The sequence below is a fragment of the Lishizhenia sp. genome, assembly GCF_033720595.1.
Lineage (GTDB): Bacteria > Bacteroidota > Bacteroidia > Flavobacteriales_D > Crocinitomicaceae > Lishizhenia.
Map to the genome: position 1 here is coordinate 1 of NZ_JAWWCF010000024.1, position 21,549 is coordinate 21,549.

The window sequence follows — 21,549 nt, forward strand, 5'->3', positions numbered from 1 at the left end:
ATCTTCACGTTTCTAATTTTCCATGGAGCACTACTTTATCCAGAGCAATTAATCAGCGTGGTGAACAGTAAAGAAGAATATTTACCAGAAAGTGCCCGTATACTGCGTATGGTATTTGGCTCCATACTCATTTTCGGATGCTTTACGCCCTTTTTTCAAACCATCAATGGTTCTGGAAACACAAGGGTTACGCTTATCATAGAAATCACCAGTATTATTATCTACCTTATCTGTGCCTACCTCTTTGTAAAAGTATGGCAGTTCGAAATCTTTAACGTTTGGTTTGTAGAATACATCTACTTTGGTAGTTTAAGTATTTTATCTATCGGTTATTTGAAATTTTTTAATTGGCAACAAAAAGTTATTTAATGGAAAAGTTGAACATCGTTTTTATGGGAACCCCTGAGTTCGCCGTTACTATATTAGATACATTAAACAAAAGCAAGGACGTAAACGTGGTTGCTTGTATTACTGCACCAGACAAGCCTGCAGGACGTGGACAAAAAATCAATCAAAGTGCGGTTAAGAAATACACCCTGGAACACGACATACCTTGTTTACAGCCTACCAATTTGAAAGACGAAAGTTTCATAGGAAATTTAAAAGCAATTAATGCCGACTTATTCGTGGTAGTTGCCTTTAGAATGTTACCTGAAGTTGTATGGGCTATGCCTCCAAAAGGGACCATTAATTTACACGGAAGTTTATTACCACAATACCGTGGAGCCGCTCCTATCAACTGGGCAGTAATAAATGGAGAAAAGGAAACAGGTGTTACTACCTTCTTTATAGAAAAGGAAATTGATACCGGTTTAGTAATCGAAAGAGAAGCTATAGCCATAGGAGAAAATGAAACTGCTGGTGAGTTGCACGATCGTTTGATGCACTTAGGAGCAAAACTAACCCTACAGAGTGTTTTAAAAATAAGTAGTGGTGATTATAAGGCCGTTGACCAAAGCGAATTGACGGAGGAAGAACTCAAAGCCGCTCCCAAAATCTTTAAACCAGATTGTGCTATTGATTTTAACTGGGATGTGCAACGCATACACAATTTTGTAAGAGGTATGTCACCCTACCCTACAGCCTGGTTTACGATGCACAATACAAAGGCAGAGAACAAGAAAACCTTCAAAGTATTTAGAACAACTATTCATTCCACTTCTAAGAATGACGCAACGGCGTTAATTGTCGAGGATGGAAAGCTCATTCTTCAATTACAAGCTGGAAGTTTAGAAATTCATGAAATTCAAATGGAGGGTAAAAAACGATTGAATGCAAAACAATTCATGCAAGGATACCGCCCTGAAGAATGGGAAATTGTGATGTAAAACCACATTGACGAAATACTCGTCAACGGTTCTGATTATATAGCTTTACACTAAGTAATACGTTAAAGGGGAAAACCTTAGTAAAATAGGGGTATTCTAGAGCTTATTTAAAAAAAATGAAATTCGCATTAATTTTATTATTATTCGCAACACCTCCTCAAACCCTTGATTTATAAAGGTTTATAAGAATTATTATTAACATTTTGCCGGAATTATCAACAGAAGCGACTATTTTTTTTCTGAAACCCTTGCTAAATAAGCTTATTCGTATATATTTGTTACAGTTAATTTTGAAAACAAACAAAAACCAAAACTATGAACAAAGCAGAATTAATTGAAGCGATGGCTTCAGACGCTGGATTGTCAAAAGCTGATGCAAAAAAAGCATTAGATGCATTTACTAACTCTATCACTGGTGCCTTGAAAAAAGGAGATAGAATCTCATTAATCGGATTCGGATCTTTCTCTATCTCTGAGAGAGCTGCAAGAACTGGTAGAAACCCACAAACTGGTAAAGAAATTCAAATCGCTGCTAAAAACGTTGTTAAGTTTAAAGCAGGTGCTGATTTACAAGACAAAGTAAACTAATAAGGTTTATCAAAGATGAAGGGAGCCTCGGCTCCCTTTTTTTATTGCTATAAATATGAAAAATCAAAGAGAACAAGTCCTTGCCGCTTTTTATGACATCATCACTGAAAACAAACAAGAGATGTTTGACCGTCTTTCTCAACTGAGAACGAGACACATGGCAATTGTAGTTGAAAACATGTACCAACAACACAATGCCTCGGCAGTGGTTAGAAGTTGTGACTTGTTTGGCTTTCAAGATTTACATATTATAGAAAATGAATTTCAATACAAAGTAGATCCTGAGATTGCCAAAGGAGCAACCCAATGGATAGACCTTAAGCAATACACTTCTAAGGAAAATGCTACCAAAGACTGTATCAATCATTTAAGAAGTGAAGGCTATAAAATAGTAGCCACTAGTCCGCATAAAAAAAGTGTAACCATACACGATTTAGACATCACTCCAAAAACAGCAATTATGTTTGGTACAGAGTGGACGGGACTTTCTGATACGGCCTTAGAGATGGCGGATGAATATGTACATATCCCCATGTATGGATTTACAGAAAGTTTCAATGTTTCTGTTTCTGCTGCATTAGTAATGCACACCTTAAGAAACCGATTAGAAAACTCTGATCTAAACTGGAAGTTATCACCAGAAGAAATCGTTGAACTAAAAATTTCTTGGTGTAAACAAATTCTACGCAACGCCGACGTAATGGAGGAGGAAATAATAAAACGTCTATAAGTCGCGCCACACAACTACTCCACTCCTTCCCTGTACAAGTGCTTGATAATTAAGTTTTAAATACTTACATTAGAGCAAACTATAAACAAAAAAACACATGGGAAAAGGAGATGTGAAAACAGCAAAAGGTAAACGATTTAGAGGAAGCTACGGGATTACGCGTCCACGTAAAAAAGTTAAACCTAACGCGAAACCACAAGCTGAAAAAGCAACGAAAGCTGAACCAGTGAAAAAGAAAACTACTGCTAAAAAAGCAAGTACTACAACCACAGCTAAAAAAACCACCACAACGAAGAAAACTACAGCAGCAAAGAAAACGAGCACAACTGCTAAAAAAACTACAGCTGCCAAAAAAACATCAACCGCTAAAAAGTCTACCACTAAAAAGAAAGACGAAGAAGAATAGTATAAACATAAGATGAACAAAAAGTCTCTTTTCTATTAAGATCAGAGGCTTTTTTTATTTTGTTAAATTCTTTTCACCTTTATTCATTTTATCTCCTTAAATTGTGGTGAATTTCATAAATAATTTCACAATTTTGTGGTGTGGCTAAATAGATGATACATTCACTTTTAATCAATAACGATTACCGAATGATTATCAGCTATTTACATCACTTTATTGAACATATCAAAAAATATCAAAAATGAAACACAATTTTGGAGCTGGTCCTTGTATCTTACCACAAGAAGTTTTTAAAAAAGCTGCAGCAGCAGTTATCGATTTTAACGGACTATCAATTTTAGAAGTTTCTCACCGTAGTGCTGACTTCGTTGCTGTAATGGAGGAAGCGAGAGAAAACGTAAAGAAAGCGTTAAACGTACCTGCGGGATACACCGTATTGTTCTTGCAAGGTGGTGCTAGCTTAGGTTTCTTAATCACGGCGTACAACATGATGGGGAAACACAAAAGAGCGGGTTACATCAATACAGGAACTTGGTCTTCTAAAGCGATTAAAGAAGCTAAAGGAATTGGTTTAGACGTTGTAGAAGTTGCCTCTTCTAAAGACAAAGGTTTCTCTTACATCCCTAAAGGATTCGATATCCCAGAAGACATTGACTTCTTGCACTTCACATCAAACAACACCATTGCTGGTACTCAGTTCAAAGACTTCCCAAAAACAAATGTTCCTTTAGTATGTGATATGTCATCTGACATTTTCTCTAAAGAAATTAACGTTGCAGATTTTGATATTATTTACGCTGGTGCTCAGAAAAACTTAGGTCCAGCAGGAGCTACTTTATACATCGTTAAAGATGAGATTTTAGGAAAATCTACAGCAGCACACATTCCAAGTTACTTAGACTTGGCAGTTCATGCTGATAAAGACTCTATGTTCAATACACCTCCTGTTTACTCTGTATTTGTTGCTAACTTAAACTTGCAACACATGTTAGCTAACGGAGGAGTTCAAGCCATTGCTAAAGAAAATCAAGCAAAAGCTGAATTGATTTACAAAACAATAGACGAAAACCCATTGTTCGAAGGAACTACAGCGGTAGAAGATAGATCAGAAATGAATGTTACTTTCCGTTTGAAAGACGAAAGTTTAACTGACAAATTCAACGCAGCATGGAATGCAGCAGATTTAGTTGGATTAAAAGGACACAGATCTGTTGGTGGATTTAGAGCTTCTATGTACAATGCATTGCCATTGAGCAGTGTTCAAGTATTGGCAGATTTAATGAACAACTTCGCAAAAGAAAACGCTTAATTCCAAAAGAAAATTACAATGATGAAAATATTAGCAAACGACGGTATATCAGCAGAAGGTAAAGAAGCTTTAGAGAAAGCTGGACACACAGTGATTACAGAAAAAGTTGAACAAGACAACTTAATCGATGCAATCAATAACGAAAACTACGAGGCCTTGATCGTTAGATCTGCAACCGTAGTAAGAGAAAACTTAATTGATGCATGTCCAAACCTTAAATTCATCGGAAGAGGTGGTGTTGGTATGGATAACATTGATGTTGAATACGCACGTAACAAAGGAATTGTTGTGTCTAACACACCTTCAGCTTCATCACAGTCTGTAGCTGAGTTGGTAATGGGACACTTGTTCTCTATCTCTCGTTCTTTACACGATTCTTTTAAAAACATGCCTGCAAACGGTGTGAACGACTTTAAAGTATTGAAAAAGAAATATGGTAAAGGAGTTGAATTAAGAGGGAAAAGTTTAGGTATCATCGGATTCGGAAGAATTGGACAATCTTTAGCTTCTTACGCTTTAGGATGTGGTATGAAAGTTATCGCGGTATCTAGAAAAGCTGAAAGTGTAAGTATTCCTTTAACCATTGAAGGTATTGGAAAAATTCAAGCAGAAATTAATACGACGACAGACATGTCTGAGTTATTGAAAAATTCTGACTTCATCTCTTTACATGTACCTAAGCAAGCAGATGGATCAGCTGTTTTAGGAGCAGCAGAGTTCGATAAAATGAAAGACGGAGTTCGCATTGTTAACGCTGCAAGAGGTGGTGTTATTGATGAAGATGCTTTATTGGCAGCTATCGAATCTGGAAAAGTAGCTAACGTTGCTTTAGACGTATTCGAAAACGAACCAAATCCTCGTCAAGATTTATTGACAAACGAAAAAATTGCAACTACTCCACACATCGGTGCCGCTACAGTTGAAGCACAAGCACGTATCGGTTTAGAATTAGCAGATATCATTGTTTCGAACTTCGGTTCTAAATAATTCACAGGAAATATTTTTAAAGGTTGGGCACATGTCCAACCTTTTTTGTGTCCCCCATTTATTTGATTGATTACATGGCAAAACTAAAAGCATTTAAAGCAGTACGACCTACAAGAGATAAGGCACATTTAGTGGCATCACGTCCCTATTACACTTACAAACCAAATATTCTTGAGGCCAAATTAGAGGAAAATCCGTACACCTTCATTCACATCATTAATCCTGAACACAATATTTCAGAAGAATTGAGAACAGAACCTAATTCTCCTGAACGCTTCAAAAATGTGCGTAACGTTTTCGAAGAGTTTTGTGCACAAGGTATTTTAAAACAAGATGAAGAGGAAGCTTTATATGTTTATCAACAAACGAAAAACGGACACGTTTACACAGGAGTAATTGCCGGTGCAAGTGTTGAAGAATACAACAACGACCTCATAAAAAAACATGAGGCTACCCTTACAGAACGTGAGGAAATGTTTACCAACTATTTAGACATTGTTGGCTTTAACGCAGAACCCGTATTGATTTCTCACCGCAAGGATAAATTAATTGATGATTTATTAGAGATCATTTGCTCTGCTCGACCAGAATACGAATTCTGCACTGCTGATGCCGTAAAACACGAATTATGGGTGGTACAGGATGTTTTAAAAGAAAAACTAATAGAGGCGTACCAAAGTATTGAAGCTACTTATATTGCAGATGGTCACCATAGGTCTGCTAGCTCTGCATTATTGAGCCAACGTATGCAAGAGAGATACCCCGATGCGAGTGGCGATAAAAACTTCAATTATATCCTAGGGTTCTTAATCGATGAAACTCGTTTAACAATTCTAGAATTTAACCGTTTGGTTAAGACCATGAACGGACTTAGTCCGCAAGAAGTACTTACGGCTTTTGAAGAACATTTCGAAATTACAAAACTAGATGGTGCTTGTTCTCCAGAAAACATGCATGAATTCCATTGTTGTATGGATGGAAATTGGTACAAGTTAAAATGCAAGCCAGAAGTTTTAGCATCCAAAGAAATTGTAGACCAAATAGATGCAGAAATTTTGACGAAATACATTCTCTCCCCTATCTTTGATATAAAAGATTTAAAAACGAATAAAGACATCAACTTTATTTCTGGAGAAGAAGGTCACTTAGGCGTAGAAAGGGAAATAGCAAAGGGGAAATACAAGGTTGGATTTGTATTGTACCCAGTAACAATAGATCAAGTAAAAGCTGTTGCCGACGAAAACAAAATTATGCCGCCAAAGTCAACTTGGGTAGAACCGAAGATGAGGAGTGGTTTAACCATTTATAAGATTAACGAATGATTGTTGAGACGATAGATAGGATAAAAGAAGAAATTGGTAAAGATGTTACACTTGTAGCTGTTTCTAAAACAAAACCGGTTGCGGACATAGAAACGGCTTACCAAGGAGGTCAACGTATTTTTGGAGAGAATAAGGTTCAAGAGCTCGTAGAAAAATATGAAGCCTTACCAAAAGACATCCAATGGCATTTGATTGGACATTTACAGCGTAACAAAGTAAAGTACATTGCTCCTTTCGTAAATTTAATTCACGCGGTTGACAGCTTACGTTTACTCAAGGAAATTAATAAACAAGCCCTTAAAAATGACAGGGTGATCAATGTATTGTTGCAGTTCCATATCGCTCAAGAAGACACCAAATTTGGTTTTTCATTTGAAGAAGCCAAAGATCTTTTAAACGATAAGGAGTTTGTGGAATTACAAAATATAAATGTGGTTGGAGTCATGGGAATGGCTACCAATACAAATAATTCAGAACAAGTTGCAGACGAATTTAGAACTTTACATAACTACTTTCAAATCATTAAAAGCCACTACTTTAAATTCAACCCTGATTTCAAAGAGATATCCATGGGTATGAGCGGTGATTATAAAATTGCCGTAGAAGAAGGAAGCACGATGATACGTGTAGGAAGTACTATTTTTGGAACAAGAAACTACTGATATGAAAACGCTATTTACCATTTACACACTACTACTTGCCACCTTAAGTTTTGGACAAACATCTTATGTTGATTCTATTCAACAGTTGAGAATTGACCGCAATGCACACATGCTGGATAGTACCTCTATATTAAATGAAAAGGAGAAAGAAAATTTCGTTCGATTAGATTTTTTTGAGGTAGACAGTAACTGGGTAATCACTGCTGCTTTAACCAAAGACATCGGAAAGGTTATCAAAATGAAAACGAGTACCTCTAGGCGTCCGAAATATAGAAGATATGGTTACCTCAGTTTTTACATAGGTGATTCATTAATCAATGTTCCGGTGTACCAGAACATGAATCTTTTAGAAATTGATGAGTACGAACACTATCTCTTCTTCCCTATCGACGACTATACGATTCCGGATGAGAGCTACCCTACAGGAAGATATTTGGATATTGAAAGACCGCTTGAGGGAGACAGTATAGTACTTGATTTTAATATGCTCTATAATCCTTATTGTGCTTATTCAGAAAGATACTCTTGCCCTGTTACTCCACGAGAGAACAAAATAAAGGTAAGAATAGAAGCGGGCGAAAAGATTCCAATTTTTAAAGAAGAGCATTAAAATCTTGGTCAATTCTACTATTTTAGTAGTATGGACGACAGCAAAAAAAATATACCTACCCAATATTACGCCTACAATGCTGAGGAGGTTAATCTAGTCAAAAGTAATGCACAGGAGTGTTTCCCACTCTGGTTAGATAATTATAAACACGATAGTAGTGTGCATTGGTTAAATTTTCATTCCATAGATTTTAAGGATGAAATTGAAGATTTTGCCAATGAAATGGGTTTACATCCCCTTTCGGTAGAAGATATCTACACCTTTGTACAACGTCCGAAAGTGGAAGAATTTGACAGCTATATATTTTTCTCCCTACGATCTTTAGAACCCAATACAACAAGTAAAGAACTCAAAAAAGAACAATTGAGTTTTATATTAGGTTCTAACTATCTCATCTCCTTCCAAGAGAAGAAATCAGATCATTTTACAGAAGTTAGGGAACGCATAGAGTTTGATAAAGGTAGGATTCGTAAACGAGGAGCGGATTACTTGTTGTACAAGCTTTTAGAAGCCATTATAGATAACTATTTTGAGGTAATCGAAGACGTCCAGCAGAAAATCGACGAATACGACCTCCGCATGGCCGAAGAAGACGATCATGCCCTTTTCAAAGAAATTGAAGCTGAAAAAAGACAGTTAATTGAACTCCGACAAGTTGTATTCCCTCTAAAAGAGTTGTTTGGTCAACTCGAAAAACTCAACAACATACAAATCGATGAGGAAAACAAATATTATTTCTCGGATTTGAGAGACAATTGTTTGAGTTTACTGGATGAAATAGAAAGTAATAAATCTATACTAGAAGGATTGGGGAATATCTATTACGCCATTCAAGGTCAAAAGATGAATGAAATCATGAAAGTGCTGACCATCGTCGGTGCAATCTTCATCCCCCTTACCTTTATTGCAGGAATATACGGTATGAATTTCGACAACATACCTGAATTACATTACAAAAATGCTTATTTCTATTGCATGGGGGTTATGATCTTTTTGGCCATTGCCATGCTCATCTATTTTAAAAGAAAGAAATGGTTGTAAGGAAACTATTCTCAAACGTTCCAAACAAAAATTGATAATATGACAACTCCAAATATCCTTACTTGGGAAGAATACTTACAAAAATTTAACGACATCTTAAACGGAGATATTACAAGTGCTCCGTACGATAATGAGGATTACCTAAACTACGTTAAGCTTAATAGATCAAGACAAGATAGATGGCTTAAAAAATTAAAACTTAACGAAAAGTTGGTTCATCTGGTAAAGCAAATTAATACTCCCCAGACTTGGTATGCCATAACAGAGCCTTGGTGTGGAGATGCAGCACACAACCTTCCTGTTTTCTATTTATTGTCACAACTCAACGAGCATATAGAATTCAAAATAGTGTTAAGAGACACTCCTCCTTTTATGATAGAGGAATACTTGACCAATGGAGGAAAGAGTGTACCTAAAATTGTGGTGAGAAATGAAAAGGAGGAAGATTTGTTTACGTGGGGACCAAGACCCAAAGAAGCTCAAGATTTAATGTTAAGTTTTAAGGAGAATAACACACCTTTTGAAGAACAAAAAATCATACTACAACAATGGTATAACAAGAACAAAGGGGAAGATATACAACGTGAAATAAGCCTGCTGTTAGAAAACGTGCTGCAATTAGCGTAAAAAGAAGACAGTTAGCACCATTTATAAGGAATTACCCCTAATCGTATTTTGTACTTTTAGGGGTTTTTACCTAATATTGATCAATTGTTAATTTGTAAAACGCCACTACATCAATATTATACTTTCTTTGTTCTATGAAGATTTCACCTTTCCTCCTATTTTTTATGGTTTTACTCGGTTGTGATACCCCCACAGCGTCAAACATCCAAGTATCAACTAAAGACAGCTGCAATGTTTGTTTATTTAGCCTTTCAGACTATTATTACATCAATAATTTAGATAGTCTTTCTTCTATCTCTTATGGCTCTCCAGGAAACGGTAAGTTAGAACATGCTAGAATACTTCCTCCTAAAGGGAAAAACTTTTTCTATTTTGATTCTGCGAGCTATTTAAATGACAGAGCTTTTACTCATGTGGACGTGAGAGATATCATATTGAATACATATCAATCCTTAGCGACGATTTATCCCGACAGAACATTTGGTCTGATGGAAGCAAGTAATAAAACGGGCGGTAAATTAGACCCTCACCGCACCCATCAGAATGGAATGAGTATTGATTTTATGTTTCCTAAATTGAAAAATGGAAAGCCTTACCAAGATCTGGATACCTTAGGATTTATGCATTACCTTCTTGATTTTGATGAAAACGGACATTATAAAAAAGATAAAAGTGTACGCATAGACTTTGAAACCACTGCTCATCACATTTACCTTCTGCACTTAGAGGCCGAAAAACTAAACTACGAATTGGAAAAAGTACTGATTTATACAGAATATAAAGATGAACTATTCAATACGGTTTACGGTAAAAAGTTGAAGCGTCTTGGGATTTACTTTGCACAATACTTATCCCCTAAAATCAACAAGCTACACGACGATCATTTCCATGTAGATTTCAAAGCTAAATAGTATCTTCTTTCTTAAGAAGTAGCATGACGATTCCAATGAGTGGAGAAAGCACTAAAAAGAGCGATCCAAAGTCTGTTACATCATGCAACCACTCTCCTTCTTCAAATTTCAAGAGCAGGGGTAACAATATTGCAATTAAGCCAAAGTAGTACAGCCAATCGAACCAGTACATGCGTTTGAACATGAAACGTTTAAGTAACTGAAGAACAATAAAAATGGCCACTGCGATGAGTACGCTATTGGGCAAAACTCTTAAATCAGCCATCGTACTTGCCGATTGATAATAACCTACTAAATACACTGCAGCAGTTAAACTCAAGATTAAAAACAAGTAGTGTATAATTCTTTTTGACTTTGTATTCTGCATCATAACTTCAAAGATAGAAGGATTCTGTTTTTTGAGAAAAATAGACATAAAAAAAGAGTGACTGAAAACAGCCACTCTCTATTATCTTAAAACTTGTAAGTCTACTTACTAGTTTGCGCTTAAGTATTCTGCAACACCTTCGAAGTCAGCTTTCATTCCTGACTCACCTTTTTGCCAGTTTGCTGGACAAACTTCTCCGTTTTCTTCGAAGAACTGTAAAGCATCAACCATACGTAAAGCTTCGTCAACGTTTCTTCCTAATGGGAAGTTGTTTACGATTTGGTGTTGTACCATTCCTTCTTTGTCGATTAAGAATAACCCTCTGTAAGCAATCATTGGTCCAGTAGCAACTAATCCTTTTTCGATATCGTATTCGTATTCTCCTGCCAATACTCCAAACGCATCAGAGATAGTTTTAGAAGTATCTGCTACGATAGGGTAAGTAATACCTTGGATACCACCTTTGTTTTTAGGAACTTGTAACCATCCCCAGTGTGACTCCTCTGTATCTGTAGATACAGCAACTACTTTACATCCTCTTTCTTCGAATTCTGCTAACTTGTTTTGGAAAGCGTGTAATTCTGATGGACATACGAAAGTGAAGTCTTTCGGGTAAAAGAACAATACTACTGGGTTTTTCCCAACGTACTGATCCAATGAGAAGTTCTCAACAATTTCTCCTCCGTTTACAACTGCTCCTGCGCTAAATGAAGGAGCTTTTTTTCCTACTAATACTGACATTATATTGTATTTATTTGTTCTTAAAATTCTTTGCAAAACTACCGCTTTTCGGCAGTATAATCAAATGTTTCTCTTTATTCTTTGGTTATGTAATTAACAATTCACCAAATCCGTTTTACTTGTTAATCCAAGCTTTAAACATCCAGTTTGTTTTCTCTTTTTCACCTATTAAATCAGAGGCCAAACTGTTTGTACCTTCGTCTTCTAACTCTGCTGAGAGTGCTAAAATTTCTCTTTCTAATTTTAACAATTCCTCTTGCGCTCTTACCACGTAACTCATCCCTACTCTAGCCTCAGCTATGTGCTCATTTTCTGCTATTACAGCTTTGTCTAAGTAAGCTTGATAAGAATGTAAGGGTTGTGCTTCAAGAGTTAATATACGCTCCGCTAAATCATCAATGATTGTTTGCGTTCTCAGATACAACTCTTCGTACTTGGCGTGAATCTCAAAGAAGTCATTCCCTCTAATATTCCAATGTAAAGCACGTAAGTTTTGATAGTGAATTTGGTATGTTGCTAATAAAGTATTTAATAGTTTGACTAATTTTTTTGATTTCTTCATCTTCGTTGCTTTTGTTTTGGTTACTTCAAAGATATAGCTATCTCCCCTTAGTTTTCATCTATAAATTTTATATTTACATAAATTTAATTTATACATGATCTCACACGCTCAAATTCAATACATCATACAGGTATACCAAGAAAAGTCATTTCAAAAAGCAGCGGACAAATGCTTTGTAACCCAGCCAACCTTGTCTATGCAGATAAAGAAAGCTGAACAAACGCTTGGGTACCCTATTTTTAATAGAGATACATCCCCAATTGGATTAACGAGCTTTGGAGAAGAATTACTTCCCCAATTATTTGAAATAGAAGAGTCTTTCCAAAAGCTGGAGATTTTCATTCAAAAAAAAGAAGGAAAATACCAAGAAGAAATAAAGCTCGGTATTATCCCTACCGTATCTATTTACTTGGTTCCCTATTTATATAACATTTGGGATAAAGAATTCCCCAATGTTAACTTAAAGATTGTTGAATTACCTACAGAGAAGTTACTACAGGCAGTGGGTGAAAAAAAGGTGGATGCTGGAATTATGGCTGGCCCGGTACCCGGAGAACGCTTTGATACAAGTTTGCTCTTCAATGAAGAAATAAAAATTTTCGCTCCACAATACGAAGGCAACGGAGTACTTGCTGATGATTTAAAAAACATGAAACCTTGGTTATTGAGTAAAGGAAACTGTTTGCGTACACAAATGATTAACTTCTGTGCTTTAAAACAGGAAGAAAAATCATCGTGGGATTATGAAGGTGGAAACTTAGAGTTACTCACAAAAATGGCCAAACTCCACGGAGGTTTCACCCTATTACCCGAGCATTATTTACAGATGCAACCCAAGCTTCAAAAAGCTGTACTCACTGCAGAAACTCCTGCTCCTGCTCGATCTATTGTAGGTTTTCATTTACCGCGTAATACGAAGAAAGACAATCTACAAAAGATTTACAATGCTTTGAAAAAAGGCTTTCCACAAGAAGAAGATAAACCCTTGAATATCTTACCATGGAAATAAGGACCGTACTAGTTTTCAGTTGTGTGATTCTTTACATAAGCCTTACTCTTTGGGTAAGTTTAAAAATTAGACAGGCCTATTATTTATCAGTAGCAAGGAGATTAGAGTCTTTATCTAATAAACAATTCCATCTTCTTTCTCTCGGGTAAAGAGCTTTTTTACTTCAGGTTTTGTAATTTCAACGAGGGTGAATACCCCTAGAATGAGGCGTAACACACCACTTAAACATGCTATTATCGCCATTACAAAAACGAAACTATAGTTCTTTCTCTGTTTGATACACTTAGCCGTATAGAAGTTCAGTATGCCTAAAACTAAACTAACCAAAGCACCTATACCTCCTATTAACCCAAAAATCCATTTAAGTTCAGGTTCGTTACCTTCGAGGTTTCCTAAAAAGAAAACGCCAAATGCGGCGTATAGCCCAAAGCCCAATACACCTAAAAGGTTCAATACAGCTGCAACAATATATAAAATACGATAAGTGTCTAAGTTGTTCTTGGGAAGTTTTTCTTGGTCTAATGCATCACTCATAATTCAAATCTTTGGTTCAAGATACTAAAAGGATTTGATCAACTTATTATAAGAGACACAATTCATGTCTAAAACCCAAGTAAGAAATTTGAGCAAGGGATAGCAGCGGCAGCCCACAGCCCGAATATATGAGGGTGAGGACTTTAGCGGAAAGCCCGGTTTTGGCGTTTTTTCCGCCAAAATGACCCCGAGAAAAAAAACTTCAATAAAAACATATATCTTGTGTTTTGTTATGCGTAAGAAAATTCTGAATTCTATACTATTTCTGGTAGGATTATACCTTCTATTTTGGTGTTACAATGCTGTAATGATTTATAATTACGCACAAAGCAGCTCTAATAAGCATGCTGACGTTGCCCTTGTACTGGGTGCAGGAATAAGCGACGAAAGGGTTTCACCTGTGTTTAAGGAACGTTTAAATCACGCCATTCATTTATATCAAGAAGGTCGTGTAGCCCAAGTTATATTGACAGGTGGAAAAGGTGAGCAACAAAAACAAGCGGACAGTGAGGTGGCAAAGTACTACCTCTTACAAAATGGCGTACCTGAGAAAGATATATACACCGATACACTTTCAAAATACACGCATAAAAATCTAAGTGAAGCTGAAAAAATAATGCGTAAAAATGGTTTCACAAGCGCCTTAATCGTATCAGACCCTTTGCACATGAAAAGAGCCATGTATCTGACGCAGAGAATAGCTCCAAATTGTTACCCTTCTCCCACACCAAGTAGCATGTACAAAAGCTTTTTGCCGAAAGCGAAGTCCTTATTTTACGAAAGTTTCTTTTTGAGCTTAAGTTATCTCAGATATGGTTTTTAGGTATAAAAAAAGCCGCTTCAACTCAATGAAACGGCTTTTGTAATTGGATATAAATATCTTTTAAAGATCAGCGGCTGTTGCAATCAACTCAGCAACGTCTAATACTTCAATTTCACCTTCTTTTTCGAAGTTCTTCACCCCGTCCGTCATCATTGTATTACAGAACGGACATCCTGTAGCAATAACGTTAGGTTTTACCTCTAATGCGTCTTCAGTACGCTCTATATTCACCTCTTTGTTTCCTTTTTCAGCTTCTTTGAACATTTGAGCTCCTCCAGCACCACAACAAAGTCCGTTAGTCTTACAACGCTTCATCTCTACTAACTCAGCATCTAGCTTTTGTAGCAAGTCTCTAGGCGCTTCGTAAACGTCATTCGCTCTACCTAAGTAACAAGGGTCGTGGAAAGTAATTTTCTTTCCTTTGAATGTATCTCCACCTTCTACTGCTAATTTTCCATCGTTAATTAAACCTTGGATCAATTGCGTATGGTGAATTACTTCGTAATCTCCTCCTAACTCTGGGTATTCGTTTTTCAAGGTGTTGAAACAGTGTGGACACCCCGTTACGATTTTCTTCACCTCATAACCGTTCAAAACTTGAATGTTCATCATGGCTTGCATTTGGAACAAGAATTCGTTTCCGGCTCTCTTTGCAGGATCTCCCGTACAACCTTCCTCAGCTCCTAATACTGCAAACTTAACGTCACAGTGGTTTAATATTTTTACGATCGCTTTCGTGATCTTCTTTGCTCTATCGTCAAAACTACCTGAACAACCTACCCAAAACAAAACGTCTGGTGTTTCTCCTGTAGCTAGCATTTCTGCCATTGTTGGCACTTTCAATCCACTCATAATATTATGACTTAAATACTTGAATTTTAGTTTCTTTATCTACCAAATCAGTAAACTTTCCTTCGAAACGCGTTGCACGTACGATGTGATTGTCTACCCAATGGTAATTTCCTCCTCTTGGTTTCCCGAACATAATTCCGTGGTATTTAAACCCGTGTTCTTTCAACCAAGCTTCTGTAACTTCGCGGTGTTCTTCTAAACGCGAAGTAAAAAATGTAATGATGTGACCTTGATCAAACCATTTATTTAATGTTTCCAAAGCATCTGGATATACTTTGGCGGTGGCCATACGCTCTGGTTCCTCGTTAGGAATATCGTCGCATACAGTACCATCTATTTCAATAAGGTAGTTTTTCACCTCTTCGGGTAAAACAGGACTGATATGTTTACCGTCCACTACCTTATCTATGAGCTTTTTACTGCTCATCTTTCCAGTTTAAACGGTCTGCCTGACTAAACTGCCAAGGTGCTCCGTTGTTTTCTATGTTCGTAAACATGGTAGTTAACTCAGAAGGAGCTTTAGACTCTTCCATAACCAAGTAACGACGTAAATCAACGATAATTGATAATGGATCAATGTTCACTGGACATTCCTGTACACAAGCGTTACAAGAAGTACATGCCCAAAGTTCTTCTTCAGAAATGTAATCTCTCAATAATGATTTCCCATCATCGTGATCTTTACCGTGCTTACGAATGTTGTTACCAACTTCTTCCAAACGATCACGTGTATCCATCATGATTTTACGTGGAGATAAAAGTTTACCTGTTTGGTTTGCCGGACAAGATGAAGTACATCTACCACACTCTGTACATGTGTATGAATCTAGCAAGTTCTTCCAAGTAAGGTCTGTTACATCCTTCGCTCCGAAACGTTGAACCTCCCCTTCTTCAGGTGCAGGTGCAGCAAATGGGTCTGCTGTAGGATCCATCATCAACTCTACCTCTTTCTTCACCGCTTCCATGTTCGTGAATTTCCCTTTCTTCTCTAAATTAGAGTAGTAGGTATTTGGGAAAGCCAATAAAATGTGGAAGTGCTTAGAGAAAGGTAAGTAGTTTAAGAAACCAAATACCATAATAATGTGTCCCCACCATCCAATGCGTTCAATAATATGTAAAGTATGAGGATCCATCCCTCCAAATAGAGCTGGCCCAATAAATTGAGAAATCGTCAATCCAAAAGATCCAGATTCTCCAGTGTTATAATGTGAGGCTCCTTGATTGTACAAAGCTTCATCAGCTCCGTTCATCATAAAGATGAAACATACCAACAAAAGCTCAGCAAATAAGATAATGTTACCATCCATTTTTGCCCAACCGGCCATTTCCTTCATATTAAAACGAGGAATCTTCAACACGTTTCTTCTCAATAAGAAGATGAACGTAGCAACAAAAGCCAATACAGAAAGAACTTCAATGAAAGAGACCATAAAGGTGTAGAAACCACCTAAGCTATCTCTAAAGATTCTATGTTCACCGCTTAAACCGTCAACAATAATTTCGATTAATTCAATTTGAGTAATAACAAAGGCTGCATACAAACAGAAGTGCAAGATGGCCGGAATTGGACGCTGGAACATTTTCTTTTGTCCGAAAGCCACTAACAACATGGTCTTCCATCTTTCCTTTTTGTTATCAGTTCTGTCGATTTCTCTTCCCAACAGAATGTTCTGCCTTATTTTGTTCACGTTCATCGCGAAGTATCCACCACCAGCGATCAACAATAAAGCAAATAAAATAATAGCTATCATAGATTTCGAGTTTACAAGTTTTAATTAATTGTGTCTAAAAGTTTCTTCAACTTCCTTTCTTCTTCTTTCGTAAGTGGCGCTCCTTTCGTTTTGGCACCAAATACACTAACACTTATATATCGTTCTGGGTGATGTCTCAGATCTTCTAACAAGATACTTAAATTATCACTGGCATCTGTAATTTTATGATAGAGTTGATCGTCTTCTAACAATTTACCCAAGGTACCTTCACCAGAATTCACTCTCGTCAACACTGTGTTAAACTCAGCCAATGCAGTATTCGCCATTTCTACAGTACCATTGATATCTGCTTTCTTTAGAGAATCTGTAATGATACCTACATTATTGGTAATGTAATTTACTTGATGTATGGTTTCATTTAAACTGTCAGTTAGAACTTCCACATTGGTAAAGATTCTATCCAATTTTGCTCGTTCATCATCAATTAAACCGTCTAGGTTCTCAGCCACTCTACCAAAAGTATTGATGGCTCTTTTTACCTCCCCTAAACTTGCATCTAAAGAGTAAGCCGCAGATGTATCCCAGAAAGCATTAATAGAAACTACGATGTTATCTACAGACTCCATCAAGTTCTCTAACTTCTGCTTAACCGGCAATAATTCTGTTTGTAATTGCTCTGTAATTTCTTGTGAAACGGTTCCGGTTAATGTGTCTCCCACTTTATGAAAACCTCCATCTGCAATGTAGTGTTGATCTAAATTCATCGCTACACTTAATAAACCAGGTACAATTTCTACTTTACTCCCTAAAGCAGGTTTTAGCTCGTTATCTTGAATACTAAATTTGACCAATACTCGTTTATTCTTGTCAATAAATTGATTGGGACGAACTAACTCAACATCCAAGACCTTACCTACTTCAACACCGTTTAAAGTGACAGAAGCAGAAGGTGTTAGACCTCCTGAAGTTGGGAAATATGCATAGTAAAAATCGTCACCTCCAAAGAAGCTACTTCCCTTGAGGTAGTTCACTCCAAAGATCAATAGTAAGATAGATAAAACAACTACCAATCCTGTTTTGAATTCCTTTGATACTTTCAAACTCTTTAATTTTTGTGGCTAATTTAATAGATAGTTGTTAAACAAACTACTTTAGGCCTTAAAACCCTCAGGAATTCTTTCCTTATTGCTATGTTAATAACCCTAGAAAATTTGGATTTGGAAATTTGTTGTTCGAAATATACCCCTCCTCCTAGAATATACTACACCTTTGAATAATTAAATCTTTGAATCCTTGAATTAAAATCTCTGATTTTTCTTCATCTTAAAGGAGAAAAACTTAGATTTGCATCACCAAATAATAGAGTAAAAGCATCCGTAAATATGGACACATTGAAATTAGAAGAATTCGCTTCGCAAGTAAGAAGAGATATCGTAAGAATGGTAGCAGCTGTTAGTTCTGGACACCCTGGAGGTTCTTTAGGTTGTGCTGATTTCTTAACAGTTTTGTATCAACACACGATGACACACAATCCTGAGAACTTTACAATGGACGGTAAAAACGAAGATATTTTCTTCCTTTCTAACGGACATATTTCTCCAGTATGGTACAGTGTTTTAGCAAGAAGTGGATACTTTAATGTTGCTGATTTAGCTGGTTTCAGAAAAATGGGTTCTGCGCTACAAGGTCACCCAAGTACGGATAAAGGATTACCTGGAATTCGTATGGCATCTGGTTCTTTAGGTCAAGGTTTATCTTGTGCTTTAGGAACGGCTGCTACTAAAAAATTAAACGGTGACGACAAACTTGTTTATACTTTACACGGAGACGGTGAATTACAAGAAGGTCAGATTTGGGAAGCGGCTATGTATGCTGCAGCAAACAAAGTAGACAATATCATTGCAACAATAGATTACAACGGTCGTCAAATCGATGGAGACTGTGACGATGTACTTTCTTTAGGAAACTTGAGCATGAAATGGCAAGCTTTTGGATGGGAAGTATTAGAGATGGACGGTCATAACATGACTGAAATCATTGAAACTTTGGATAAAGCCAAAGCAATGACAGGTAACGGTAAGCCAATTGTTATCATTATGAAAACAGAAATGGGTCAGGGAGTTGACTACATGATGGGAACACATAAATGGCACGGATCTGCTCCAAACGACGAACAATTAGCTGATGCTTTATCTCAGTTAAAAGAAACTTTAGGAGACTATTAATTGAAACGCTTTTTAAGCATATTAATCTTATGTTGGGTGAGTGCTTTTGCATTCGCCCAACAAGATATGACGCGCATCCTCTTCATATTGGACGCGTCTAACTCTATGAATGGTAAATGGGGTTACGAGACTAAGATTGACTTAGCCAAAGAAATCCTCACAAAGACTGTTGATAGTTTAAGTGGTGTAGATAACCTTGAGTTAGGACTTCGTGTTTACGGCCACCAATCCCCTATTACGGCTACCTATCAGGATTGTGCCGACACCAAATTAGAGGTTCCTTTTTACGCTGGAAATGAATCCAAAATAAAAGGTAAAATCAAAACGATAGAAGCAAAGGGAACTACACCTATTGCTAGATCATTAGAAGCAGCCGCAGGAGATTTTCCAGACAACAAGAGCAGAAATATCATTATTCTTATTACGGATGGTGTAGAAGAATGTGATGATGAACCTTGTGTAATCGCAGATAAATTAAGGGCCAAAGGAATTAAAATAAGTCCCTTTATTATTGGTTTAGGATTAGACACAGCCTACTTAGCCAAGTTCGATTGTGTAGGACAATTCGCTAATGCAGATGATAAAAAATCTTTTGAAGTATTACTTAAAACAGTTGTAGATAAAGCACTGGTTAACACAACTGTACAGGTAAACTTAAACCGTATAGATGGGCGACCATTAGAAACCAACTCTACCCTCTTTTTTTACGAAGCAGGAACAAAAAAATTAGTGTATAGTTACATGCACACCTTAAACGAGAATAACTTACCCGATACCATAGTTATTGATCCGAATAGAAAATATGATTTGGTGGTAAACACACTTCCCCGCGTGGAAAAGAAAAATATCACTATCAAGAAATACCAGCACAACATTATAGAAGTAGATTGTCCTCAAGGTTATCTCGATGTAAAAATTAGAAACAAATCAACCGATTACTACTTTACCTATCGCGTTGTTCAGGCGGATAAAACAATTACTTTAAATCATCAGGAATTAGAACAAAAGCAAAAATACATTGTCGGAGAATATAAAGTCGAAATTTACACCCTACCCCGCATTACAATGGATGCTACAATTTCTCAGAGTAAAACAACCACACTTACGATAGATGCTCCCGGTAGAGCTAAGTTGAGATCTTATAACTACAATACAGGACAAATTTTCGTCTTTAGAAACGGTGAATGGGAATGGGTTTGTGATATTAACGCAAAAACAACCCAACAAGAATTTGTTTTACAACCTGGTAATTACAAGATTGTTTACAGAGACGTCACCGCGAAAGCTACCGAATACACCAAAAATCAAGAATTTAGAATAACATCAAATAGAACAATTTCAATAAATCTTTAAATGGAATTAAAAATGAAAAAAATAGAAGTACTTGGCAAGAAAGACACGCGCTCTGGATTTGGAGCTGGACTTCATGAATTAGGTAAGAAGAACCCAAATGTTGTTGGATTATGTGCCGACTTAACAGGTTCTTTAAAAATGAATGCATTTAAAGATGATTTCCCGGATAGATTTTTCCAGGTTGGAATTGCTGAAGCAAACATGATGGGTATGGCTGCAGGTATGACTATCGGTGGTAAAATTCCTTTTACAGGGACATTCGCAAACTTCTCTACAGGAAGAGTTTACGACCAAATTCGTCAGTCTATTGCTTACTCTAACAAAAACGTTAAAATCGCTGCATCTCACGCAGGTTTAACTTTAGGAGAAGATGGTGCTACTCACCAGATCTTGGAGGATATAGGAATGATGAAAATGTTACCAAACATGACTGTTGTTGTTCCTTGTGATTACAACCAAACTAAGCAAGCTACTATTGCATTGGCAGATCACGAAGGACCAGCTTACTTAAGATTTGGTAGACCTTCAGTTCCTATTTTTACACCAGAAGATGCAAAATTCGAAATTGGTAAAGCTGATGTTTTAATCGAAGGTACTGATGTAACGATCGTTGCATGTGGTCACTTAGTATGGAAAGCTATTGAAGCAGCTGAGCAATTAGAGGCTAAAGGAATCAGTGCTGAGGTAATTAACATGCACACAATTAAACCTTTTGATGCGAAGGCAGTCTTAGATTCTGTAAGCAAAACAAAATGTGTTGTTACAGCTGAAGAACACATGATCAATGGTGGATTAGGAGATTCTGTTGCACAGGTATTGTCGCAAAACACTCCAACACCTCAAGAATACG

The 21,549-nt window shown here is 36.8% G+C and carries 26 protein-coding genes; 18 read left to right on the forward strand and 8 right to left on the reverse strand.

Features of this window, described 5'->3' with window-relative positions:
* The 13 genes from R3333_RS03035 to R3333_RS03095 form a co-directional block, all read left to right on the forward strand.
* A partial coding sequence (locus tag R3333_RS03035; RefSeq protein ID WP_318957110.1) for an MATE family efflux transporter occupies window positions 1–369 on the forward strand: 369 nt, incomplete at its 5' end.
* Complete coding sequence (gene fmt, locus R3333_RS03040) at window positions 369–1,328, forward strand: methionyl-tRNA formyltransferase (RefSeq protein ID WP_318957112.1); 960 nt, start codon at window positions 369–371, stop codon at window positions 1,326–1,328. The genes R3333_RS03035 and fmt, both read left to right, overlap by 1 nt.
* Before the next feature lie 315 nt (window positions 1,329–1,643).
* Window positions 1,644–1,916: an HU family DNA-binding protein gene (locus tag R3333_RS03045; RefSeq protein WP_318957115.1), complete on the forward strand. Its 273-nt coding sequence runs from the start codon at window positions 1,644–1,646 to the stop codon at window positions 1,914–1,916.
* A 55-nt stretch (window positions 1,917–1,971) separates the two neighbouring features.
* A complete protein-coding gene (locus tag R3333_RS03050) occupies window positions 1,972–2,646 on the forward strand; it encodes an RNA methyltransferase (protein WP_318957117.1) in 675 nt (224 codons plus the stop codon).
* A 97-nt stretch (window positions 2,647–2,743) separates the two neighbouring features.
* Complete coding sequence (locus R3333_RS03055) at window positions 2,744–3,052, forward strand: 30S ribosomal protein THX (RefSeq protein WP_318957118.1); 309 nt, start codon at window positions 2,744–2,746, stop codon at window positions 3,050–3,052.
* 241 nt (window positions 3,053–3,293) lie between these two features.
* Window positions 3,294–4,361, forward strand: coding sequence for a 3-phosphoserine/phosphohydroxythreonine transaminase (gene serC / locus R3333_RS03060; RefSeq protein WP_318957119.1), 1,068 nt, complete (start codon window positions 3,294–3,296; stop codon window positions 4,359–4,361).
* A gap of 21 nt (window positions 4,362–4,382) precedes the next feature.
* Entirely contained in the window at window positions 4,383–5,348 is a 966-nt protein-coding gene (locus R3333_RS03065) for a D-2-hydroxyacid dehydrogenase (protein WP_413468669.1), read from the forward strand.
* 74 nt (window positions 5,349–5,422) lie between these two features.
* Window positions 5,423–6,670, forward strand: coding sequence for a DUF1015 domain-containing protein (locus R3333_RS03070; RefSeq protein ID WP_318957122.1), 1,248 nt, complete (start codon window positions 5,423–5,425; stop codon window positions 6,668–6,670).
* Window positions 6,667–7,332, forward strand: a complete 666-nt coding sequence (locus R3333_RS03075) for a YggS family pyridoxal phosphate-dependent enzyme (protein WP_318957123.1) — start codon at window positions 6,667–6,669, stop codon at window positions 7,330–7,332. Before R3333_RS03070 ends, R3333_RS03075 begins: the two co-directional genes overlap by 4 nt.
* A gap of 1 nt (window position 7,333) precedes the next feature.
* Window positions 7,334–7,942 (forward strand): DUF1684 domain-containing protein, encoded by a 609-nt coding sequence (locus R3333_RS03080; RefSeq protein WP_318957124.1) that lies wholly within the window; start codon window positions 7,334–7,336, stop codon window positions 7,940–7,942.
* A 30-nt stretch (window positions 7,943–7,972) separates the two neighbouring features.
* Window positions 7,973–8,983 (forward strand): magnesium/cobalt transporter CorA, encoded by a 1,011-nt coding sequence (corA, locus tag R3333_RS03085; RefSeq protein WP_318957126.1) that lies wholly within the window; start codon window positions 7,973–7,975, stop codon window positions 8,981–8,983.
* A 39-nt stretch (window positions 8,984–9,022) separates the two neighbouring features.
* Window positions 9,023–9,610 (forward strand): thioredoxin family protein, encoded by a 588-nt coding sequence (locus R3333_RS03090; RefSeq protein WP_318957128.1) that lies wholly within the window; start codon window positions 9,023–9,025, stop codon window positions 9,608–9,610.
* Window positions 9,611–9,744: 134 nt separating this feature from the next.
* Window positions 9,745–10,521: a hypothetical protein gene (locus R3333_RS03095; RefSeq protein ID WP_318957129.1), complete on the forward strand. Its 777-nt coding sequence runs from the start codon at window positions 9,745–9,747 to the stop codon at window positions 10,519–10,521.
* On the opposite strand, the gene R3333_RS03100 is transcribed toward R3333_RS03095, so the two are convergent.
* The 3 genes from R3333_RS03100 to R3333_RS03110 all read right to left on the reverse strand — a co-directional run bounded on the left by R3333_RS03100 (window position 10,514) and on the right by R3333_RS03110 (window position 12,191).
* The gene (locus R3333_RS03100; RefSeq protein WP_318957131.1) at window positions 10,514–10,891 is read right to left on the reverse strand and encodes a hypothetical protein; all 378 of its coding nucleotides are present in this window, start codon (window positions 10,889–10,891) and stop codon (window positions 10,514–10,516) included. The two genes, R3333_RS03095 and R3333_RS03100, sit on opposite strands and share 8 nt — an antisense overlap.
* Before the next feature lie 105 nt (window positions 10,892–10,996).
* Window positions 10,997–11,629, reverse strand: a complete 633-nt coding sequence (locus R3333_RS03105) for a peroxiredoxin (protein ID WP_318957133.1) — start codon at window positions 11,627–11,629, stop codon at window positions 10,997–10,999.
* 115 nt (window positions 11,630–11,744) lie between these two features.
* Window positions 11,745–12,191, reverse strand: coding sequence for a DNA starvation/stationary phase protection protein (locus R3333_RS03110; RefSeq protein ID WP_318957134.1), 447 nt, complete (start codon window positions 12,189–12,191; stop codon window positions 11,745–11,747).
* Between the two features lie 94 nt (window positions 12,192–12,285).
* Between R3333_RS03110 and R3333_RS03115 the strand changes: the two genes are divergently transcribed.
* Window positions 12,286–13,200 carry a LysR family transcriptional regulator gene (locus tag R3333_RS03115; RefSeq protein ID WP_318957135.1) on the forward strand — a complete coding sequence of 305 codons (915 nt, stop codon included), beginning with the start codon at window positions 12,286–12,288 and terminating at the stop codon, window positions 13,198–13,200.
* A 114-nt stretch (window positions 13,201–13,314) separates the two neighbouring features.
* On the opposite strand, the gene R3333_RS03120 is transcribed toward R3333_RS03115, so the two are convergent.
* Window positions 13,315–13,734 (reverse strand): hypothetical protein, encoded by a 420-nt coding sequence (locus R3333_RS03120; RefSeq protein WP_318957136.1) that lies wholly within the window; start codon window positions 13,732–13,734, stop codon window positions 13,315–13,317.
* Window positions 13,735–13,966: 232 nt separating this feature from the next.
* Here R3333_RS03120 and R3333_RS03125 point away from each other — a divergent pair, with 232 nt between their 5' ends.
* A complete protein-coding gene (locus tag R3333_RS03125) occupies window positions 13,967–14,557 on the forward strand; it encodes a YdcF family protein (RefSeq protein WP_318957137.1) in 591 nt (196 codons plus the stop codon).
* 60 nt (window positions 14,558–14,617) lie between these two features.
* Here R3333_RS03125 and R3333_RS03130 read toward each other — a convergent pair whose 3' ends face one another.
* From R3333_RS03130 to R3333_RS03145, 4 genes are read right to left on the reverse strand one after another with little or no spacing between them, the layout of a single operon-like run.
* Window positions 14,618–15,409, reverse strand: coding sequence for a (Fe-S)-binding protein (locus R3333_RS03130; RefSeq protein WP_413468668.1), 792 nt, complete (start codon window positions 15,407–15,409; stop codon window positions 14,618–14,620).
* Between the two features lie 4 nt (window positions 15,410–15,413).
* The gene (locus R3333_RS03135) at window positions 15,414–15,836 is read right to left on the reverse strand and encodes a phosphoheptose isomerase (protein ID WP_318957139.1); all 423 of its coding nucleotides are present in this window, start codon (window positions 15,834–15,836) and stop codon (window positions 15,414–15,416) included.
* Complete coding sequence (locus R3333_RS03140) at window positions 15,826–17,160, reverse strand: (Fe-S)-binding protein (RefSeq protein WP_318957140.1); 1,335 nt, start codon at window positions 17,158–17,160, stop codon at window positions 15,826–15,828. The genes R3333_RS03135 and R3333_RS03140 overlap by 11 nt, the downstream gene beginning before the upstream one ends.
* Before the next feature lie 20 nt (window positions 17,161–17,180).
* Window positions 17,181–18,221 carry an MlaD family protein gene (locus R3333_RS03145; protein WP_318957141.1) on the reverse strand — a complete coding sequence of 347 codons (1,041 nt, stop codon included), beginning with the start codon at window positions 18,219–18,221 and terminating at the stop codon, window positions 17,181–17,183.
* 282 nt (window positions 18,222–18,503) lie between these two features.
* Between R3333_RS03145 and R3333_RS03150 the strand changes: the two genes are divergently transcribed.
* From R3333_RS03150 to R3333_RS03160, 3 genes are all read left to right on the forward strand, one after another.
* On the forward strand, window positions 18,504–19,346 hold the full coding sequence (locus R3333_RS03150) for a transketolase (RefSeq protein ID WP_318957143.1): 843 nt from the start codon (window positions 18,504–18,506) through the stop codon (window positions 19,344–19,346).
* A gap of 36 nt (window positions 19,347–19,382) precedes the next feature.
* The gene (locus R3333_RS03155) at window positions 19,383–20,699 is read left to right on the forward strand and encodes a vWA domain-containing protein (protein WP_318957144.1); all 1,317 of its coding nucleotides are present in this window, start codon (window positions 19,383–19,385) and stop codon (window positions 20,697–20,699) included.
* A gap of 12 nt (window positions 20,700–20,711) precedes the next feature.
* A partial coding sequence (locus tag R3333_RS03160) for a transketolase family protein (protein ID WP_318957145.1) occupies window positions 20,712–21,549 on the forward strand: 838 nt, incomplete at its 3' end.